Annotated in this window: 11 protein-coding genes; 8 read left to right on the top strand and 3 right to left on the bottom strand. The window is 67.8% G+C overall.

Annotated elements, in window-relative coordinates; all coding sequences use genetic code 11:
- Positions 1–60: 60 nt before the first annotated feature.
- A complete protein-coding gene (locus ACWDR4_RS00125; protein WP_450401848.1) occupies positions 61–6,939 on the bottom strand; it encodes an RHS repeat-associated core domain-containing protein in 6,879 nt (2,292 codons plus the stop codon).
- A 530-nt stretch (positions 6,940–7,469) separates the two neighbouring features.
- Here ACWDR4_RS00125 and ACWDR4_RS00120 point away from each other — a divergent pair.
- The 3 genes from ACWDR4_RS00120 (at position 7,470) to ACWDR4_RS00110 (ending at position 12,239) form a co-directional block, all read left to right on the top strand.
- The gene (locus tag ACWDR4_RS00120) at positions 7,470–10,967 is read left to right on the top strand and encodes a DNRLRE domain-containing protein (RefSeq protein ID WP_450401846.1); all 3,498 of its coding nucleotides are present in this window, start codon (positions 7,470–7,472) and stop codon (positions 10,965–10,967) included.
- Positions 10,968–11,133: 166 nt separating this feature from the next.
- Positions 11,134–11,748 carry a Uma2 family endonuclease gene (locus ACWDR4_RS00115; RefSeq protein ID WP_450401843.1) on the top strand — a complete coding sequence of 205 codons (615 nt, stop codon included), beginning with the start codon at positions 11,134–11,136 and terminating at the stop codon, positions 11,746–11,748.
- 83 nt (positions 11,749–11,831) lie between these two features.
- On the top strand, positions 11,832–12,239 hold the full coding sequence (locus ACWDR4_RS00110) for a VOC family protein (RefSeq protein WP_450401840.1): 408 nt from the start codon (positions 11,832–11,834) through the stop codon (positions 12,237–12,239).
- A 6-nt stretch (positions 12,240–12,245) separates the two neighbouring features.
- On the opposite strand, the gene ACWDR4_RS00105 is transcribed toward ACWDR4_RS00110, so the two are convergent.
- Positions 12,246–12,854 carry a Uma2 family endonuclease gene (locus tag ACWDR4_RS00105; RefSeq protein ID WP_450402494.1) on the bottom strand — a complete coding sequence of 203 codons (609 nt, stop codon included), beginning with the start codon at positions 12,852–12,854 and terminating at the stop codon, positions 12,246–12,248.
- A 235-nt stretch (positions 12,855–13,089) separates the two neighbouring features.
- Here ACWDR4_RS00105 and ACWDR4_RS00100 point away from each other — a divergent pair, with 235 nt between their 5' ends.
- The 3 genes from ACWDR4_RS00100 to ACWDR4_RS00090 are packed head-to-tail and all read left to right on the top strand — an operon-like array spanning position 13,090 to position 14,826.
- On the top strand, positions 13,090–13,497 hold the full coding sequence (locus ACWDR4_RS00100) for a hypothetical protein (RefSeq protein WP_235475356.1): 408 nt from the start codon (positions 13,090–13,092) through the stop codon (positions 13,495–13,497).
- 14 nt (positions 13,498–13,511) lie between these two features.
- The gene (locus ACWDR4_RS00095; protein WP_450402491.1) at positions 13,512–14,039 is read left to right on the top strand and encodes a thiol-disulfide oxidoreductase DCC family protein; all 528 of its coding nucleotides are present in this window, start codon (positions 13,512–13,514) and stop codon (positions 14,037–14,039) included.
- 10 nt (positions 14,040–14,049) lie between these two features.
- The gene (locus ACWDR4_RS00090; RefSeq protein WP_450401838.1) at positions 14,050–14,826 is read left to right on the top strand and encodes a TetR family transcriptional regulator; all 777 of its coding nucleotides are present in this window, start codon (positions 14,050–14,052) and stop codon (positions 14,824–14,826) included.
- Between the two features lie 13 nt (positions 14,827–14,839).
- Here the strand turns inward: ACWDR4_RS00090 and ACWDR4_RS00085 are convergent, their stop codons facing one another.
- Positions 14,840–17,269 carry an MMPL family transporter gene (locus ACWDR4_RS00085; protein WP_450402488.1) on the bottom strand — a complete coding sequence of 810 codons (2,430 nt, stop codon included), beginning with the start codon at positions 17,267–17,269 and terminating at the stop codon, positions 14,840–14,842.
- A 184-nt stretch (positions 17,270–17,453) separates the two neighbouring features.
- Here ACWDR4_RS00085 and ACWDR4_RS00080 point away from each other — a divergent pair, with 184 nt between their 5' ends.
- Both ACWDR4_RS00080 and ACWDR4_RS00075 read left to right on the top strand, forming a co-directional pair.
- Positions 17,454–18,140 carry a response regulator transcription factor gene (locus tag ACWDR4_RS00080; RefSeq protein ID WP_450401835.1) on the top strand — a complete coding sequence of 229 codons (687 nt, stop codon included), beginning with the start codon at positions 17,454–17,456 and terminating at the stop codon, positions 18,138–18,140.
- Positions 18,137–19,690 carry a sensor histidine kinase gene (locus ACWDR4_RS00075; protein WP_450401833.1) on the top strand — a complete coding sequence of 518 codons (1,554 nt, stop codon included), beginning with the start codon at positions 18,137–18,139 and terminating at the stop codon, positions 19,688–19,690. The genes ACWDR4_RS00080 and ACWDR4_RS00075 overlap by 4 nt, the downstream gene beginning before the upstream one ends.
- The last annotated feature ends 143 nt before the right edge of the window (positions 19,691–19,833 follow it).

Here is a 19,833-nt window from a genome sequence, read left to right as displayed (position 1 = left end):
TCTTCACGAGGCGGCTCCTCCCGAGGCGCCCGGCGGCAGACCAAGAGCCATCAGAACGTCCTAAGCTGCGAGTTCGTAGAGAATCGTGGCCCCAGCGCCGATGCCATGGCCCGCTGGCGTCATCAGCACAAAGCCCCCAAGTGCAGACAGAGCCTGACCAGTCTCCGTTCCCCAGAACGATCCCTGTCCCGGCGGAAGTGTCTCGTAGAAACCCGTGGTTGACGGCGAAGGGCCGGCAGTCGGCTGGCTCGACGAGCGAGGGATAGCCTCCGCGTTCGGGCTGGCCCCTGGCGTGGGACTCGGAACTGCCGACCGCTGCTTCCTCCTGTCGCTGTCGGTCCCGTAGTAGCGCATCCCTTGGTAGTCCTGGTCGGACCACACTCGGCCCTTCTTGTTCGCCCCGTACATGAAACTCCCGGAGGCTAGCGCCGGGCCCGCGGCAACGTCTCGATCGTCCCCCTGCCCCTCCAATAGCTCCTCCAGCTTGTTGACATAGCGCGCAAGCTGCACCGGACCCTTCACGAACGCGTACTGGTGTTCCTTGGACTTTGTCGCGGACTTGCTGGCGTACGGCTTCACCTCCCAGATGTAGACCTCTCCCTTCGCCCAGAAGATCACATCCGCATACCCCTTGCTCCCTGAGCCGTCGGCGGCACCACCCGGAATCAGGTTGGCATCATTCGACCCGTCGCCGACGCCAACCGTCACGTATCCCTCGATGCCATTCGTCTGCGCCCAGCTCGCAGCGGCGAACCCGGTATTGCAAACGGCAGCGTCATGCGCTGATTTCTGCATCGACATGCAATTCCTGAGGTTCGTCTCACCTCCGTTGCGTTCGACCCCGGTGGTATTGCCACCACTCCCACCTGACTTACTGCCACCACCACCCCCACCTGACTTACTGTCGACTTTTCCATCGCCGTTCTGATCGGCAGTGGGACACCCGTCACCGAAGCCGGAACCGCAGGCAAGTATCAGTCCCGTGGGGTCGCTCTTGCTGACAGGACTGTTGTTGGCATACGCGTATCCGTTCATCTGGAGCGGGTCCGCGAGATCGATGATCGGGTCGGCCGAGAGGAAGCGCCCCGTTTTCTGGTCATACTCCCGAGCCCCGATGTGCGTCAGGCCAGTCGCCGCGTCGTCGATGCCGACACCCAGGTAGCTGCGCTTGTTGGGCCACGCAGTCGGCTGGACGCCCCGTACCTCGCCGTACGGCTTGAATGCCCGCCTCGTGACCGCCTGGCCGCTCGACAACTCCACCGACGTGTTCGCCGTCCCCAGATGATCCGCGAGAAGCACGTTCAACTTGTGGCCCGTCGTCGCGCCGTTGCTCGTCGTGCGAACCACCGTCGGGGCACCTGGGTGGCCATAGGAACGGGAGGCTCGTGTGATCGTGCCGGTGGAGTCCGTCGTCACCTCGGTCTCGCCCAGATGGAGCGTCGAGCCCGATGGGGAGTTCTCCAGGACGCGGTTGCCGTCGGCGTCGTAGACGTAGGTCGTCTTCTTGCCATCGTCCGTGATCGTGTCAAGCCTGTTCTCGGACGTCCAGGTCAGATCCTGGGTCGTGGAAGCGAGGTCACGGACGGTGGTGTTGCCCGTCGCGTCGTACTGGTAACTGCTGCCCTGGCCTGTCGGGTTGGAGGCGATATAGCCCAACGTGTGTGGCTGCTTGCCCCCGTCGTGGCCGTAGCCGTACTGGAAGGTAACGGTCTTGCTCGCGTCCGCCGGGTCGTGCTCCGTCAGGGTGGCCCGGTTGCCGAGCCAGTCGAAGGTGAACGACTGACGGTAGGACGCGCCGCCCGTGGCGACCGTGCCCTCGGCCGGAGCCGCCGCGGCCAGAGTCGAGGTCAGCGAGGCGTCCGGGTTCGACGTGTCCGCCAACGCGTCGGGGGCGTCCGCCACCGGGCCCGACGACAGCGCGTAGTCGTCGCGGGGGCCCCAAGTCGTGCCGCCCGCCGACTTGCAGCCGATGCCGGTCGTTCCGTCGGGCCTAATGTTTGACGTCCAGGCATTGACCAGCTCGCCCAGCGCGTCGTATGTGTAGCACTGGGTGTCCCAGGTCTCGCCCAAAGAGTCCTGCATCAGGCGAGCGTTGGACGTGATCGTGCCGGAGGCATCGTAGGAGTAGGCGGCGTCCGTGATGCGGTGCGGGCCCGTGGTCTCCCGGTCCGCGATCGTGCGCTGGAGACGGCCGGTGTGCGGGTCGACGAAGTTCGTCGTCCAGACACGGTAGGGCTGCGCCCCGGACACCGTACGCAGGGGCTCACCGTACGGCGAGTAGGTCACATCCGACGTGTACCAGGCCAGACCAGACGTCGACTCCGCCAGACCGTCGCCATTGTAACGGGTGACCACCTTCTCCCTCGGCAGCCCGCCCACCGCTGGCAGCGTCACCGACGACAGTTTCCCCGTGGGGGTGTAGCTGAACGAATACGCGTAAGTGCCGGCCAGTCCCGTCGTCATGCTGCTGGGAGGAACGACCGTCTCGTGGCCGGTTGGCCGGTAACCCACGTCGTAGCCAGTGACGCGGTTTATGTAACTACCGTTCTCAGTGCGTCGAGTCGAGGATGCCTGCTGACCGAGCCCACCGGGCAGGGAGTCGTAGGTGAACTCCTTAACAGGCGTGGCGGTTTCGGAGCCCTCACGGATCTTGGTGATTCGACTCAGGACGTCGTACTCCATGTACGCCGTCTGCTGGCGGGCGTTGGTCAGCTTCTTGGTTCGGTCCGCCTCGTCGTACTCAGTGCGGGTGGTGCCTGTATCCGGGTCGGTGGTGGACATGACCCTGCCGCGGGCATCGTACGTGTAGGTCCAGGCGTTGCCCGCCGGGTCGGTGACCTCATCGCGGTTACCCCGGGCGTCGTACCCGTACGAAGTCGTGCGCCATTGGCTGGAGTTCGTCTTGGTGAACTGCTGGATGGAGGTGACGCGGCCGAGCGCGTCGGTGAACGTTTTGTACGTCGGTGCGGTCAGTCCGGGCGGGTCGACGTAGGTGCTGGTGTCGCCGTGCGTCGTGTATGTCCCGTACTTGAAGTTGCCGTCGTGGTACGTCGACTGGCGGACCGTACGCTCCAGGCCGTCATAGCGCAGCTTCACCCAACTGGGGACCAGCGTCTTGGACTTGGGGGCGAAGAGTGCAGCGGCCGGTTCGCCCTTGGCGAGGTAGGCGCCCGTCTGCTCGTCGGGCAGGCCATGGTCGTTATAGGTGATGTCTGTGACGATCCGGCCTGGGCCGTGAGCCTCGGACTGGGTCTGGACCTGACGCATCAGACCGTCGTAGATCGTCACCTGGCGGCTGTAGGAACCGTCGTCCTTCAACGTGCTGGTCGTGATCGTGGCGGGGCGTGTCGTCTCGGACGTCGCGATCGCCGCCTGGTACTCGATCTCGACATCCGGTGTCTGTGTCCCTGCAGATCGTGCCGTCGACCAGCCCTTCACCAGACGTCCGAGAGCGTCGTACTCATTCCGCGTGACATGGCCGTTGGGGTCGGTGACCTTGAGCGCCAGGCCCCGCCCCGGGTCGAAGGCCATGGTTGTTGCGTGATCCTTGGCATTGATCGTCTTGATCTGCGTAACGGGACCACCCGCATCAGCAGGGGTGTACTGGGTCTCACTGGTGCCCACACCCGGGCTGGTCACGGTGCGGAGCCGCCCCAGTGGGTCGTAGGTGTTCTTTGTGATGACCGAGTGGGTTGTCCCGGTTCCATCGATCTCAGCCACCGAGGTAGGCATGCCTTGGGTCGGAGTCGCTCCGTGGGCCAAGTCGTCGTAGTCGGCCTGTACCGAACTGATCAGCTGAGTGGCAGGGTCAGCCGTGTCGTAGCCCGAGCATGGCGTGGCGGTAGTGCGGCGCTCCTTGGCCAGGCCGATCAGCCAGGCGGATGTGCTATGAACGTAGAAAGTCTTGGAGCAAGTCCGTTCGGACAAGGTCTCGGCAGTTCCGTTGGGCTTGACCACCGCCGTCTCCACCTGGACAGGCAGCCCGTACGTATCCTCGACCGACGTCAGCGTTCGTACCGCCTGCCAGTCCGTGCTGGTCGGCTGCGTCTTGTTCCCGACCGTCTGGATGGCGTCCGTGCGCTTGATGCCGCTGCGGTGGGCGAGCAGCGGGTCCATGTCCACTCCGGTCTCGGCCTCCCGTGGGCGGGACGCGGTCTGCTTCGACCAGGGGTAGTTCAGAGTGCGCTTCAGGACCCGCTTGTCGGAGCTCGCGTACGTGATGGTCTCCGCCGTCATCCCCGCGTACTGCCGTGCGTCGTCCGCGAGGAGCGTGTACGTACTGGTGGAGTCCTTGACCTCGCCTCCGGTGCCCTGGAAGTACCTGGTCACCCCGTACGACTGGGACTGCGGATCCCCGATCTGGGAAGTCGACCTGCTCCCCTTGGTGGCCGCGACCTGGCGGTAGCCTCGCCAGTCGCTGAACGTGCGCAGGGCGGGGCGCGTGAACTCGTCGTCCGCCTTGGACCAGGCCGGGTCCGTGTAGGTGTACCTGGTATGGACCGGCTTGCCGTGGGACGTGACCTTGTCCGTCTCCGTCACGGAGTGGACCACGTACTTGTTGAACCACGCCTTCGCGGGCGTCTTCTCGTCGCCGTCCGGGGACCAACGGACCGGGTAGCAGGTGCCGTTGTCCTTGCCCTTGTCCGTGGCCGGCTCGCTCCCGCAACCGCCCTCGTACTCAACCTCGATGTCGCCGCCGTACTCCGTGGCGACCGTGCCGATGCGGGGCCGGGTGAAACCGGGACGCTGGTCGTTCGAGCCGCTGGAGACCAGGTTCGGAAGCTGGCGGTCCTTCAGACGGCCGTGCAGGGGCGAGGTCGAACCCACCGTGTACTGGGCGAAGCTGATGCCGGCCTCGGACTGGAGGGTGCCGGTGGTGTCGCCGGGGGCGAAGCCTCGGCGGGTGATCGAGTTCAGCCAGAGGCCAGGGGACGTGTCGTACCAGTCCTCCGGGAAGGACTGGTGGAGCTCGTACGTGTCCACCTTGCCCAGGCCGGTCTGGCCGGCACGGGCCGCCTTCGTCGTCACCGTGTCCAAGCGCAGCTGCGTCCAGAAGGACGGGAAGGCGGGGCACAGCTTCGACGTGGACTTGCAGTTGAGGTTGCCGGGGGTGTCCCACCAGGGGCGGTACGCACCCGGGTCAGCGGTCTTGGCGAAGTTGGCGGAGGTGCAGTCCGCCTCCGACTTGAGGCAGCGCTGCTTGACCCCGAAGTCGACCGTCGCGGACGGCTTCGTCAGGTCGGCGCGCATGCCGTACTCGATCGTCGTCGGGTAGGCGAAACGGTCGTACTGCTCGGGGGTCGTGAACTTCTTCTTTACCGCGTAGTAGTTCGTCTCCTGCGCCCAGTTGACGACCAGGGCGTTGCCGTGCACGTCGACGACCTTGTCCAGGCCCCAGCGCCAGGCCTGCTGCTTGCCCGCGCCGCAGCGGGAGTCGGCGAAGGCTGTGGCGTGGCAGGGCTCGGCGGGGTGGTTGCCGAAGACGGGGACGGTGGAGACGGAGTTGGTGTTCGCGTGGCCGCCGCCGACCGCGTTGAGGCCGTAGTAGTACTTCGTGCCGTCCGTGGTCGTGACAATCCAGTACTCGCCGTTGTTGTCGTCGTTGCTGCCGCCGGTACGGCGCTCGACTCGGGTGCCGTCGTCCTGCATGGGGCGGTAGATCTCGGTGTCGGTCTCGGGGTTGCTGCCGGAGGCCGCGTCCCGGACCAGTTCCGTGGTCTTGCCCATCAACGACATCACCGCGTTGTACGACACCCAGCACAGGTCGGACGTCTTGTCCTTCTTGGCCGTGTTGTTGGGCGTACCGGAGTTCAGCGTCTTGCGGTCGTCCTGGCAGGCGCGGTAGCGGCGCTCGATGTGGCCGGGGTCGAAGTCCCAGCCCTCGCCGATCCAGGAGGCCTGGGGCGAGGAGACCGCTGTACGGCCGTCCACCGTCTGGGAGTTGTAGGTGAAGGCGATGTTGGGCGCCGGGCCCGCGGGGGCCGCCGGGATCGTCAGCGGGTACGACCAAGTGAACGCGCCCGAGGAACCTCCGGCCTCCCACTTGCCGTTGGAGGCGAGCGGCGTGGCCTTGAACGAACCTCCCGCGCCGCCACCGGAGTCGACCGCCCCGATGACCGCGGTGTCGCCGCCGGCGGCGGCCTGGGTCGCCGAACTCCGGTAGGAAACCTGCGCTATTGACGGTCCGTCAGGGCTTGTTTCCTCAGCTGCGGCCTGGGTGACGGTGCCGTCCGCCGCGGTGTCGACCGTGGCCGTGATGGACTGGGCCTTCGTGTCGTTGGCCGTCTCCAGTTCCTCGTACTCCTGGCATGCCTCGACGTCCGGGGTCGTCAGGTAGCACTCGGGGAACTGCACGAAGCGCAGGCGGGAGGCCCAGTCAGCACCGTAGAGGTTCTTGAACTTGGTGTAGTCGAGCTTGACCGAGAGCGGGACGGAGCCGGTCGCCGGGGCTTGGACGGTGACGACGGCACCGTCAACGCCCTGGGAGACGGCGGCGGCACGGTCGAAGACCTTGACCTGCCAGGTTCCGGTGGGCGCCGCCTGATCGGGCGCCTGCCCTAGGCTGACGGGCAGGTCCTCGACCGGGGCGAGATCGACCTGCTGGGCGGTCGCACCCACGCGTGCCACGGCCTGCGCCGCGGTGGCGCTCGCCGCCGCACCGAAGGTGACTGTCCCGGTGTCGGCGGGCGGGACTACCGCCGTGCCCGTCGGAGCCTGTTCCAGATCCTCGGGGATGTCGACCTTCAGGGTCTCCAGGTCCCGTTCGAAGACGTTGCCCGTGACGGGCTCCTCCTCTTCGAGCGTCTCCAACTCCAGCGTTTCACGGCCTTCTGGGGCGATGGTCGGGTCGGGCGGCACCGCCAGCGACTGAGCGGGCAGGAGACCCACCAGCAGGACTGCCCCGATGGCGGGTACGACGACCGTGCGCAGTCTGCGCATGTGGCGCGCACGGCGACGGCGGGCAGGTGAAAAGCGACCGAACACGACGAGATCCCCCCGGACCACGTGAAGCGGGACCAGGGTGCGGACCACGCGTGATGGCGTAACAGATGTCGCAGATTCTGTGACGGTTCTGTGGTGTTTCGCTAGATCACCTGTGCGGTTGTGATGATCACCACGGTATGTAACGCCTTGTAGCGGTTGGTGATGGGTGAAGTGCGATCTATCCGAGGTAACGGAATGCGTCGCCTCTTTGCGATCTACTACGCAATTCTTAACTTCCCTTTATAAATGCCACTCGAATCGGGGAAGTTGGAGGCGTTTCATGATGGTTTGGCGTCACGGATGTCTCGCCGCACGGCAGTTGTCGGCGGGGGAGCCAATCACCCATACGGGCCCGGCGATTGATCTGCTCAATCCGCACCCGCATTCGCGGAGCGTGACGACAGCCGATGCATGGGCCATCATCGGCGAGCCCGGGCGCGCTCTGTCACACGCCCGGTTCCAAGGGGGGAAGGGGAACTCGCCCGATGACGCGCAACCCGCGCAGCACGCGCAACTGGCGTCGTATGCCCGGAAGTCGGACCACTGCCGCCGTGCTCGCCGCGGCCCTCGCCGCCACCGGCGTCGTCTTCGTGGGTCTCGGCCTGGACGATGCCGACTCCGTCGGCGAGGCGGACCGCGGCCGGAACGCGAAGCCGGTCACCGAGGCCACGGCGATCACGCGCGCCGCGAAGACCGGGAAGCCTGTCGAGGTCACCGCGCTGCGCACGGCGCGCTCCAGCACCTGGGCGCGGCCCGACGGCCGTATGGCCAAGAAGTTGTACGCCTCGCCGATCCGGGCCAAGGTCGGGGGCGAGTGGAAGCCCATCGACTACGACCTCCGCCGCACCGAGGCCGGCTGGGAGCCCGAGGCCACCAACGCGCGGATCGTGTTCTCGGCCGGTTCCGACAGCGCTGAGGCTCGTGGGCAGGAACGCTCCTCGCGCACGACCGTCCGCCGGGTCTCGCTGCTCAAGGGAGTCAAGAACGCGACCACGGCAGCGGCCGACGAGACCGCGACTCCCCTGGTCACCCTGACCGTTGACGGCGGCTACGACATCCAGCTCACCTGGCCGGGCACCGTCCCCACCCCCATCATCGACGGCTCCCGGGCCCTGTACCCGGAGATCTTCCCCGGAGCCGACCTGGTCCTCACCGCCGAGGACGACGGCTTCGCCCAGCTCGTCGTGCTGAAGAACCGGCAGGCCGCCGCTGATCCCCACGTCCAGCAGCTCTCGTACGGCATCAGCGCCCCGGACCTGACCTTCCGCCTGGATCCGATCACCGGCATCCTCACCGCCGAGAACGCCTACTCCACCGAAGTCGCCATGTCGCCCACCCCGCTGATGTGGGACAGCAGCGGGGTGCCGGCCGTCACGGACGGCGGTGTGGGTGCCACCTCGCAGCCGACCGCGTCCGAGTCCCCCGTGCCCACCGACGGGACCGGCGCCACGCCCAGCGACAGCGCGAGTGCGACCGAGGAAGAACTGGTCGAGTCGGACGAGCAGACGGACGCGGACCCGGAGGACCTGCCGTCGGCCTCCGACGGCCCCGCACCGACTCTGTCGGAGTCCCCGCTGCCGTCCGCGCCCGCCGAGCCGACCCCCGCCCCCTCACAGACCGGCTCGGCCGCCACGCTCAGCCTGCCGTCCCTCGACGGTCCGTCTCCCGACTCACGCGGTGAGCTGGTCGAGGCCGACCTGTCCGGGGCGAACTGGCTGCTCACCCCAGACCAGGACTTCCTCGCCGACCCGGCCACCACCTATCCGGTCTTCGTGGACCCGTCGGTGAAGAAGCACACCCAGAACTGGACCACGGCCTACAGCCGTCACCCCAACGCGACCTTCTACAACGGCAAGGGCTTCAACAAGGGCGGTACGCACGAGGCCCGCGTCGGCTTCGAGTCCGACACCTGGGGCACCTCCCGCTCGTACTTCAACATCGCTTTCGACAAGGACTTGAAGGGGACGAAGATCGAGAGCGCGAAGTTGCGCCTGCTGGAGACGTACTCCTGGTCGTGCAGCGCCCGTTCGATGAGCGTGCACCTCACCGGCGAGATCAACTCCCGCACCAACTGGAAGAACGCGCCCCGACTGCACGACGGCAACAAGTTCGCGACCAAGAGCTTCGCGCACGGTTACAAGTCCGGTTGCCGGGACGCGTTCGAGACGTTCGACGTGCGCAAAGCGGCACAGCAGCGTGCCGACAAGGGCGACGACACCATCACCTTCGGCATGCGCGCGAGCGACGAGCACTCGCAGTACTCCTGGAAGAAGTTCCAGGCCAACGGCGACTTCGCGCCTGTGCTGGAGCTCGTCTACAACCGCAGGCCGACTGGTCCTGACCGCCTCGACCTCGGCCCCGATGCCAAGTGCACCACCACCAAGCCGTACGTCCGTATGGGCGCCGGCAGTCTGACCTTCACCGCCAGGGCGTCCGACAAGGACAAGAACCTCGACTACCTCGACTTCGACCTCTGGCCGCACGGCAAGTGGGGCACCACGGGCGACATGCTCGGCTCCACGGGCACGGTGTCCGCCGGAGCCGACAAAGAGACGGCTCTGCGCACCACCAGCGCCTTCCCGACCAGCAGACTGACCAACGGCACCCTCTACTCCTGGCGGGTACGGGCCTTCGACGACGCGGGCACTTCGTCCAGCTTCTCACCGGCCAAGACGCCGTGCCGTTTCATTCTCGACCTCTCGGCGCCCAAACCGCCCAAGGTCAGCTCCACGGACTTCCCCAACGCCGACGGCAATGAGAACGGCTTCGGCAACAGCGCCGAGGACGCGAACTGGAGCACCAAGAAGTTCGGCACACCCGGCACCTTCACCGTGCGCGCCCTCGACACGGACGTGGTGCGGTACGAGTACGGGTTCAACTCGCCCAGCTACGCGTTCACCCTCAACCGCACGGCCGGCACCGCCGTCACCGTCAGTGCGACCCTCGCGAACGCCAAGCCCCCGGCCGCCGGCCCGAACGTGCTGTACATCCGCACGGTCGACGGCGCGGGCAACGTCTCCGATCCGACGAAGTACCTCTTCTACGTCACACCACGCGACCAGGCCGACGCGCCCGGAGACTTCACCGGTGACAAGCTCGCCGACATGATGGTCGTCACCGGGGCCGGCAACCTGGGGCTGTATCCCTCGCAGGCCACCGCCACCGACCTCACCCAGGGCACCGGCGACCTCGTTGACTACTCGATGCCAGGCGGCTACCGGGACAACCCGGACAAGGACCCCAACGGCGATGACCTACCGCCGTTCGTCCAGGCGCCCGACGGCCACTTCAAGGGCGCCCTGATCACCCACAACGGCGACATCTACGGCGGCGACGGCCTCCAGGACCTCGTCGTGCGCCTCGGCGCGAAGCTGTGGGTCTACCCGGGCGACGGGTACGGCGCCGTCAACATCGACAAGCGCCGCGAGATCCTGCTGCCGGAGGGCGCGCCGAGCCCGTCGACCCTGACTCAGATCGTGTCCGCGGGCTTCGCCACCGAATTCGGGCACACCGACTTCATCGGCACCATCGGAGCCGAACTGTGGGCCTTCACCGGCTACCACGGGGCGACCGTCGACGGGGCGACCCGGCTCTCGACATCAGGCTGGACCAACCGGGACATCGTCATCGCCCGGGATGTCAGCGGTGACGGCATCACCGACCTCATCCTCCGGGACAACAGCACGGGCAAACTGTGGCTCCGCAAGGGTGTCGCCGCCGCCAGCGGCGGGGTCGACCTGCTCTCTCTGGGCAAGGAAGGCACCGACACCGAGTACGGCTCGGCAGGCTGGGGCAACACCAACATGCTGCACCTGATGGGCACGCCCGACGTCAACGGCGACGCCGTCCCCGACATCTGGGCCGTACGCTCCGACGGCACTGTGCGGGTCTACTCGGGTGGCAGGACCAGTGTGGTCGCCGGATCCGGCAAGGAGATCATCGGCGCGGCGCCCTGGTGGCAGAACCGGATCGCCGTCGGATAACCGGCTGACGTGCCGCGAGTACGTCGTCGAGGGCCCCGTTTCCGCAGGAGACGGGGCCCTCTGGCGTGCCGACACACGACCGGGTGACTCGGTGTGAAGGGGACACCGGTATCCCGTCCGGCCCACGATGATGGGCTCTCGATACCGGCTCCAGCAGGAGGCACTGATGTCCGCAACAGCTGTCGAGCAGCCTCGCATCGACGAGCCGTCGTTGCTGAACGCGGCCGACAAGATCATGGCCAGTTATCCGGGCTACCGCGTCGAGATCATCGGTGGCCAGATCCTCATGGCCCCCTCCCCGGAAGCGTCCCACGCGCTCGTCCTGACCGGCCTTGTTCTCCCTTTCGCCGCGGCCGGGCTCCACTGCGACGAAACCAAAGTTGTTCAGAACGTCAGCATCTGGCTCCCTGACGGGCCAGGAGGCTTCGCCACCCCCGACCTCTGTGTCGTCGACGCCGACATCCACGACCACCACATCGAGCGCAACTGCTATGACTCCGTGGCCTTCCGACTGGTCCTGGAGGTGACGTCCAGCCACTGGAGGACCGACCTCCAGACCAAGAGCGACGCCTACGCGGACGCCGACGTTCCCGTCTATGTCGTGGTCGACCGCGAGCACGAGCGCCTCCACGTCCTCACGGATCCCAAGGACGACACGTACACCACCCACCGCATCCACGCCCCCGGCGAACTCGTCACCCTCCCCGACTCCATCGGCGCCAAGGTCACCCTCAACGTGACGGAGATCCTCGACGCCGGCCAGTCGAAGCGGACGCCCTGATCATCGCGCGCCCTGACTCACCGCACGCCGATCACCGCACACGCCTCCAGAGATTCCGCCGACCATCCCGTTAACCTGACGCCATGTCAGATGACGAGTCGTACGAACTGCTCGGTTTCGACAACGTGCTGTTGCCAGTCGGTGACCTCGCCGAGGCGGTCGCCTTCTACGAGCGTGCCGGGTTCGGCATCACCGCCCGGCTCGACGAGGCCGGGATCGCCGTACTGAAGGTCGGCGCCGAGACCCCCGGCCTGCTGCTGCGCGTCGAGGAGGCGCTCGGCCATCGAGCGCCCCCGTGGGCCTCCCCCAGGGTCTGGGTGGAGGTACCGGACGCGAAGGCGGCGTTCCGCGCCCTGACCACGGCCGGCATCACCCCGCTCGACGTCCCGCTCTCCGTCGCCACGGGCTGGACCGTCGAGATCGCCGATCCGTGGGGCAATGTCATCGGGTTCACGGACTACCGGAAGCGGCCGGAACTCGCGCGGTCATGAACCAGGTCACCGACGGTTGATCGCAGTCAGGTCGATGTCGATGTCGAAGGGCACGGTCACCTTCAGACGGTCGTGGAAAATGCCGGTGAGGCCGTAGGCCTGGGTGGCCGGGTCGAGTTCATAGACGTAAACGACCGGGAGCCCTTTGTCTCCGTCCTGCTCGACGCGCCAGAAATGCGCCACCCCGGCCGCCGCGTACTTGCGGGGCTTGACCTCGCGGTCGCGCTCGCGGGAATCGGCGGAAACGACCTCAACAGCAAGGACGACGTCCTCGGGCTTGTACCAGGTCTGGTTCGGACCAGTGACCGCCGTCGTCGGAAAAACGACGATGTCGGGCTCCGGTCGATTCTTCTGGTCCAGCTTGACTGCCATTTCCCGGTCGACGTCCAAGTGCGCTGGCGCCTGGTCCAGCAGGGCGTTGTCCAACAGACGCATCGTGCGACTGTGAAACCGGGTCTGAGCACTCATGAAGACGAGACTCCCGTCGATCAACTCCGTGTGCGGCGGGAGGTCCGGAATCCGGTCGAGGTCGTCCGCGGTCCAGCCCTCGGCGGGCGGGATCGGCCAGCGGTACGCCGGCTCTTCGTTGAGCTCGTCCTCGGATACGGCGCTCATCAGTGCTCCCATGCGACGGAGTCTCGCCTGCCCGTTCAGCGTACCCAGCACCGACCGCCAAGGCGCCACCTGAACGAGGTACCCACTCACGGAACGGATGTGCGGATCGTTCGGATCGCATCGAACGTGACTTGAACGCGTTCAAAAACAGGTCTACAGTCTCCCCGTAAGCACTTTTGAACGCGTTCAAGTCGTTCGGATCGTGCAACGGACACGGGGACAAGGACGAAGAGACATGGACCTCACAGTCGTCGCATACGTCATCTATCTGCTGGTCAGCGTCGCGCTGACCGTCTGGGTCGCGCGGACTCTCAGCAGCAACGGGCGGATCTTTCTCGCCGATGTGCTGCGTGGGAACGAGAAGCTCGCCGACGCCGTCAACCATCTGCTCGTGGTCGGGTTCTATCTCGTCAACCTCGGGTTCGTCGCCCTCTATCTGAGCGGTGACGGGGACATCGGCAGCACTCGGGAGGTCTTCGAGGCCCTCTCCACCAAGCTCGGGGTCGTGCTGCTCGTCCTCGGTGTCATGCACCTCGCCAACGTGTTCGTGCTCAGCAAGATCCGGCGGCGGGGTGTCATGGAGCGGGAGCAGGTGCCGCCCGTCGCGCCGCAGGGGTGGGTCGCCCCCACCGCCGGGGCGTGACCACCATGAGCCACATGAACGTGGTGGGGTCGGGGGACACCACCGCCCGCGCGGACCGGCACGCCACGGGGGGCGTGCCGGTCCGCCGGCTCACCGTCCTGTACGACGCCGACTGCGAGCTGTGCACCTTCGTGCGGGAGTGGCTCACGCGGCAGTCTCAGCTCGTGCCGTTGGTGCTGGTGGCGGCCGGGTCCGAGCGGGCGCGGGTGCTCTTCCCCACCCTCGACCACTCCGCCACCCTCTCCGACATCACCGTCGTCGGGGATTCGGGGCAGGTCTACCGGGGCGCCGGTGCCTGGGTCGTCGTGCTCTGGGCACTGCGGGAGCACCGGGCGCTCGCCCATCGGCTCAGTACACCGGCCGGCGCCCGGGTCGCCAAGGCCGCCGCCCTGGCCGCCGCCAAGTGGCGCGGGGCGCAAGGGGGTGACCACAGGCGCGGTCGGCGGGTGTACCGGCGGCCCGACGGATGGTCGTACGATCCCAGTCTCGGGTGGATCCACAGCCCGCCCGGCTGTGACAGCGGCGCCTGCTCCACTGGTTAGGCTCCCTTCCGTGTCAGCAGCAGCGAAAGACAGCCCCGAGCCGCCCGAGTCCCCTGAGTCGTCCGCCCGCACTCCCGCCAAGAGCGAGCAGACCCGTGCGCTGATCCTGGAGACGGCCATGCGGCTGTTCAAGGAGCGCGGGTACGAGAAGACGACCATGCGGGCCATCGCTCAGGAGGCCGGGGTCTCCGTCGGCAACGCCTACTACTACTTCGCCGGCAAGGAGCACCTGATCCAGGGCTTCTACGACCAGCTGGCCCGTGAGTACCAGGTGGCCGCTCGGGAAGTCCTCGACCGGGAGACCGAGTTGGAGGCGCGGCTCGCCGGGGTGCATCGGGCCTGGCTCGATGTGGCCGCTCCCTACCACGAGTTCGCCGTGCAGTTCTTCAAGACCGCCGCCGACCCGAACAGTCCCCTCAGCCCGTTCTCCGCCGAGTCGGAGCACGCGCGCACGCAGGCCATCGAGGTGCACAGGGAAGTACTCGCCGGGTCCAAGGCCAAGGTGCCGGAGGAACTCCGGGACGTACTGCCCGAGTTGATGTGGCTGTCCCAGATGGGCATGGTCATGTACTGGATCTACGACCGTACGGAGGGCCGGGAGCGCACCTACCGGCTCGCCGGACGCGGCGCCCGGCTCACCGCCCGCGGGGTCACCCTGGCCCGCTTCCGGGTGCTGCGCCCGCTCGTCCGCGAAGTCCACGACCTGTTCAGCGACTTCCTTCCTGGGATGACCAACGCCCTTCCCGAGGAGAACAAGGAGACCGGGAAGGGCGAACACGCCAAGTAGGCGTCAGAGTAGGTCAGTTCACCGTGTCCATCTCGTCCTCCGACGCCTCCGTCAGCTCCACGTCGTACACCAATGGACTGTCCTCCACCGTCACCTGGCGGGCCCTGGTCCCGTACGACTCCGCTGTCGCCGCCAGCAGATACGCGCCCGGGGCCGGGACGGAGAGGATGTACGAGCCGTCCGCCAGGGAGGTGACCCGGTCCAGTTGGCGTCCGCCGCCCTGGGAGAGGAGGGTCACGGCCGCGCCCTCGACCGGCGCGCCCTCCGCGTCACGGACGAAACCGTGGACCACCGAGGCACCGCCCGCCGGCCCAGCGGGGTCCCCGGTCTCCGGAGCCTCCTCCTTCGGCTCCACCGCCAGGTGCGGCAGGCGCTTCTCCAGGCCCGCCGGGAGCCACCAGTTGGAGTTGCCGAGCATGTGCATCGCCGCCGGCACCAGGGCCGTACGGAGGATGAACGCGTCCAGCGCCACCGCCGCCGCGAGGCCGATGCCCGCCATCGCGCCCTCCATGTCGCCGCTCAGGACGAAGGCCGAGAAGACGCAGATCATGATCAGGGCCGCGCAGTTGATGACCCTGCTGGTTTCCGCGAGGCCCACTCGGACCGCCCGCGCGTTGTCCTTCGTGTGCACCCATTCCTCGTGCATACGGCTCACCAGGAACACCTGGTAGTCCATCGAGAGGCCGAAGAGCAGGGACAGCATGATGACCGGGAGGAACGCCGTGATCGGGCCCTCCTTGCCGACGCCCAGCAGCTCCGTTCCCCAGCCCCACTGGAAGATCGCGACCAGCACGCCGAACGAGGCCGCCGCCGCTATCAGGTTCATCAGTGCGGCTGTGAGAGGGACTATCAGGGAGCGGAATGCCACCAGCAACAGCAGGAAGCCGAGCGAGATGATCGCCGCCACGAAGTACGGGAGGCGGTCGCCCGTCACCGCCGCGAAGTCCTTGAAGATCGCCGTCACTCCGCCGACGTGTGCCTCGGTTCCGGAGGCCGGGATGACCTCGTCCCGGAGGCGGTCGATCAGCTGGTCCGTCTGCTCGGACTGGGGTGAGGTCGTCGGGACCACCTGGATCACGGTGATGCCCTGGGACGGCGGCGCCGCCGCTGCCTGCGCCACGCCCTCCGTCGTACGGATCGTCGCGACGAGCGCGTTCGCGTCACCCTCGGCCACCACCACCTGGAGCGGACCGTTGAAACCGGGGCCGAAGCCCTCCGCCAGCAGGTCGTACGCCTGACGGGTGGTCGTCGACTCCTGGTGGTTGCCCTGGTCGGTCGCGCCGAGGCGGATGGAGAGGACGGGGAGCGCCAGGATCAGCATCGCAAGCAGGGCCAGGGCCGCCGTTGAGCGCGGGCGCCTCTCCACGTACGACGACCAGCGCGCCGCCAGTCCGCTCGCCTCGGCCGGTTCCGGGCCCGTCGCGGCCAGCTTGCGGCGCTGCCTGCGGCTGAGGACGCGCATGCCGAGCAGGCCGAGGAGGGCCGGGAGCAGGGTCGTCGCCGCCAGGACGCTCAGGACGACCGTGAGGGAGGTCGCGATGACCACGCCGTCCAGGAAGCGCATGTTCATCACGAGCATGCCGGCGAGCGCGATGCACACCGTGCCGCCCGCGAACAGCACTGCCCGCCCTGAGGTGTTGAGAGCCGTGACCGCCGACTCCTCGGGCTTCATGCCGCGCAGGATGCCCCGGCGGTGCCGGGTGACGATGAACAGGGCGTAGTCGATGCCGACGCCCAGGCCGATCAACGAGCCGAGCAGCGGGGCGACTTCGGGGACGTCGGTGACATGGCTGAGGAGGGACGTCGCCATCAGGCCGGTGCCCAGGGCGGCGATCGCGACCACCAGCGGCAGCAGCATCGCGAAGAGCGAGCCGAAGGCGAGGAACAGGACGACCGCCGCCGCCGCGATGCCGACCGTCTCGGCCACGCCGGCCGGCGGCTCCTGGGTCCTGGTGATCGCCTGGCCGCCCAACTCGACCTGGAGTCCGTCACGTTCGGCGGCCTGGGCCGTGTCGACGACGTCCTCGACGGTCTCCTTGGGCACTCCGTTCGCCTGCTCGGTGAAGGTGATCTGGGCGTAGGCGATCCGCCCGTTCTCGCTGATCTGGGCGGCGCCTGCGCCGTCGGCTGCGTACGGGCTGGTGACCTCTCCGACGCCCGCCATCTTCCCGATCTCCGCCAGCTTCGGCTCGATCCGGGACCGTACCGACTCGTCCTGCACCGAGCCCTCGTCGACCTTCCAGACGACCGTGTCGGTGTCGCCCGCGCTCTGCGGGAAGGCCTTCTCCATCAGGTCGTACGCGCGGGTGGAGTCCGTGTTCGGGAGGGAGAACGTGTTCGCGTAGTCCGTGCCCGCGGCGGAGCCCGCGAAGCCCAGTCCGAACACGGCCCCCACCCATATCAACAGGACCACCAGCCGGTGCCGATAGCACCACCGTGCCAATGCCGCCACGCTCAACACCCCTTGTTCGTCAGGTACTTCAAGTTGTCCGGTCGGTTGGTCCCCCAGGTCCTGGCAACAGAATTGAGGGCGCGGGCGGGCAGGGACATGAGGCGGCCATGACTCTCAAGGAACTCCAAAGCGCGAACCGGGGCCGAGTGTCGGTGGCCCCGCCGATACTGGGGGCATGACAGCTCCAGGCACTGTGCTGGTGGTGGAGGACGAACCGAGCATCGCGGACGTCCTCGCCATCGCCCTGCGGTACCACCGCTTCGAGGTGATGGTCGCGGGCACCGTCCGTGAGGCGCTCACGCTCGCCGAGCGCACCCGCCCGGACGTCGCCCTGCTCGACATCATGCTCCCGGACGGCGACGGCCGGGCCCTCGGGCGTGAACTGCGCGCCCGCAGGCCCGAGTTGGCCCTCGTCTTCCTGACCGCGCGGGACGCGCCCGGCGAGATCGTCGGCGCCCTCGGCTTCGGCGACGACTACATCACCAAGCCGTTCAACATCGACGAGGTCGTCGCACGGATCACGGCTGTGCTGCGGCGGACCCGGCCCGCCGACGTCCTGCCACAGCGGCCTCCGCTGCGGTACGGCGATCTGGAGCTGGACGAGTCGACGTACAGCGTGCACCGCGCGGGCGGCACGGTCGAGCTGACGCCCACGGAGTACGCGCTGCTGCGGTTCCTGGTCCGCAATGGCGGCCGGATCGTGCCCAAGGAGCAACTCCTGCGGCACGTCTGGCAGTACGAGCACACGCCTCCCGAGTCGACCGTCGTCGAGACGTACATCAGCTATCTGCGGCGGAAGTTGGACGCGCTCGGACCGCCCGTGATCACCACCCGGCGCGGTGTCGGATACGGGCTGGCATGAGTCTCCTCGGGATCGGGCTGGGCTGGGGGCGCGTCTTCGGGGCGGGCTGGGGGCGCACCTTCCAGTGCAAGGGCGGGATCCGCTCCCTGCGCGTGAAGCTCACGCTGGCCAATGTGGCGCTGCTCGCGTTCGGCATCGTCGTGGCGAGCGGGGTGAGTGTGATGGGTATGCGGCTGTATCTGCTGGACAGCGTCGACACCCAGCTGATGAGTACGCGGGACTCGATCGGGGGCTCGCGGGTCACGTTGGAGCAGATCGACTCGCTCACCGCGTTCGCCGCGCTGACCGACAGGTATCGGTCCGCCTCCGGTGGCGGTGGCGGTGGCGGTGGTTCAGCAGGGTCCGGTTCCGGGTCCGGGTCCTCCGACGCCGACTCTCTTGTGTCCGACGGCATCTTCGTGGTCATCGGCAAGGGCGGGCGGGCCATGACCGTCGCCGGGTTCGCGCCCACCGCCGATCAGCGTGCCCTCGTGGCCGCCGTGTCCGACCCGGCCGACCTCGCCCGCGCCGACGCACCGCACGACATCCGGGTACGGCACGCTCCGTACCGTGTCACCGCCGCCCGTCTCGCCGACGGTTCGACCGTGCTCCTGGCCACCTCGACGGACACCCTGCACGACGTCCTCGGCAAGGCCCTGAAGCTCGACCTCGCCGTCGGGACGCTGCTGCTCGCGCTGCTCGCCGTACTCACGATGTTCAGCGTGAGCCGCCGGATGGCGCCCCTGGAGGACATGGTCGAGACGTCGACGGCCATCGCCGAGGGTGATCTGACCCGGCGGGTTCCGTCCAGTCGGGAGGCCACCCTCGAGGTCGAGCAGCTGCGGGTCGCCCTCAACACCATGCTCCACCAGGTCGAGTCGGCGTACCGCACGCGCGAGCGCAGCGCGGCCCAGCTGCGGCGGTTCGTCGCCGACGCCTCGCACGAGCTGCGTACGCCGTTGTCCGCGATACGGGGCTATCTCCAGCTGTACGACAAGGGGATGCTGACGGATCCTGCGGAGCGGCGGCGGGCGTGGGACCGGATGAACGGTGAGGCGGATCGTATGGGGCGGTTGGTCGACGAGCTGCTGACGCTGGCTCGGCTCGACCAGCGGCCCGAGCTTCGGTTGCGGAATGTGGATCTGAGCCGGCTGGTGCGGGATGCGGCGGAGGATCTGCGGGTGCAGGAGCCGGAGCGGCCGATCAGTGTGTCCGCGGAGGGGGCGTTGCTGGTGCGGGCGGACGAGTCGGGGTTGCGGCAGGTGTTGGGGAATCTGGTGGGGAATGTGCGGACGCATACGGCTGGGGATGTGGCTGTGCGGTTGGGGGTTGAGCGGGTGGGTGGGGTTGTTCGGGTGTGTGTCGCGGATGAGGGGCCGGGGGTGGCGGAGGAGGATGCGGGGCGGATTTTTGATCGGTTCTTTCGGGTGGGGGGTGGGGCTGGGAGTGGGTTGGGGCTGGCGATCGTGCAGGGGGTTGTGGTGGCGCATGGGGGGTCTGTGGCTGTGCGGACCGCTCCCGGCGAGGGGTTGGCTGTGACGGTTACCTTGCCGGAGCGGGGGGTTTGCTGAGGTTCGGTTGTCGGGTGCGGGTGCGTTGTGGCTTGTCGCGCAGTTCCCCGCGCCCCTTGTCGGGCCGGTCCGGTCCGTTGTCGGGTGCCGGTGCGTTGTGGCTTGTCGCGCAGTTCCCCGCGCCCCTATGGGGCGCTCCTGAG

The sequence above is a fragment of the Streptomyces sp. NPDC000878 genome, assembly GCF_053599695.1.
The sequence above is the reverse complement of the archived record's forward strand: the minus strand, read 5'-3'. Positions and strand labels throughout refer to the sequence as shown.

Bases quoted from the DNA above. Each gene is read 5' to 3' on its own strand.
- ACWDR4_RS00075 (WP_450401833.1), top strand. From the start codon at position 18,137: ATGAGTCTCCTCGGGATCGGGCTGGGCTGGGGGCGCGTCTTCGGGGCG.
- ACWDR4_RS00095 (WP_450402491.1), top strand. From the start codon at position 13,512: ATGAACGTGGTGGGGTCGGGGGACACCACCGCCCGCGCGGACCGGCAC.
- ACWDR4_RS00110 (WP_450401840.1), top strand. From the start codon at position 11,832: ATGTCAGATGACGAGTCGTACGAACTGCTCGGTTTCGACAACGTGCTG.
- ACWDR4_RS00120 (WP_450401846.1), top strand. From the start codon at position 7,470: ATGACGCGCAACCCGCGCAGCACGCGCAACTGGCGTCGTATGCCCGGA.
- ACWDR4_RS00115 (WP_450401843.1), top strand. From the start codon at position 11,134: ATGTCCGCAACAGCTGTCGAGCAGCCTCGCATCGACGAGCCGTCGTTG.
- ACWDR4_RS00105 (WP_450402494.1), bottom strand. From the start codon at position 12,854: ATGAGCGCCGTATCCGAGGACGAGCTCAACGAAGAGCCGGCGTACCGC.
- ACWDR4_RS00080 (WP_450401835.1), top strand. From the start codon at position 17,454: ATGACAGCTCCAGGCACTGTGCTGGTGGTGGAGGACGAACCGAGCATC.
- ACWDR4_RS00125 (WP_450401848.1), bottom strand. From the start codon at position 6,939: ATGCGCAGACTGCGCACGGTCGTCGTACCCGCCATCGGGGCAGTCCTG.
- ACWDR4_RS00100 (WP_235475356.1), top strand. From the start codon at position 13,090: ATGGACCTCACAGTCGTCGCATACGTCATCTATCTGCTGGTCAGCGTC.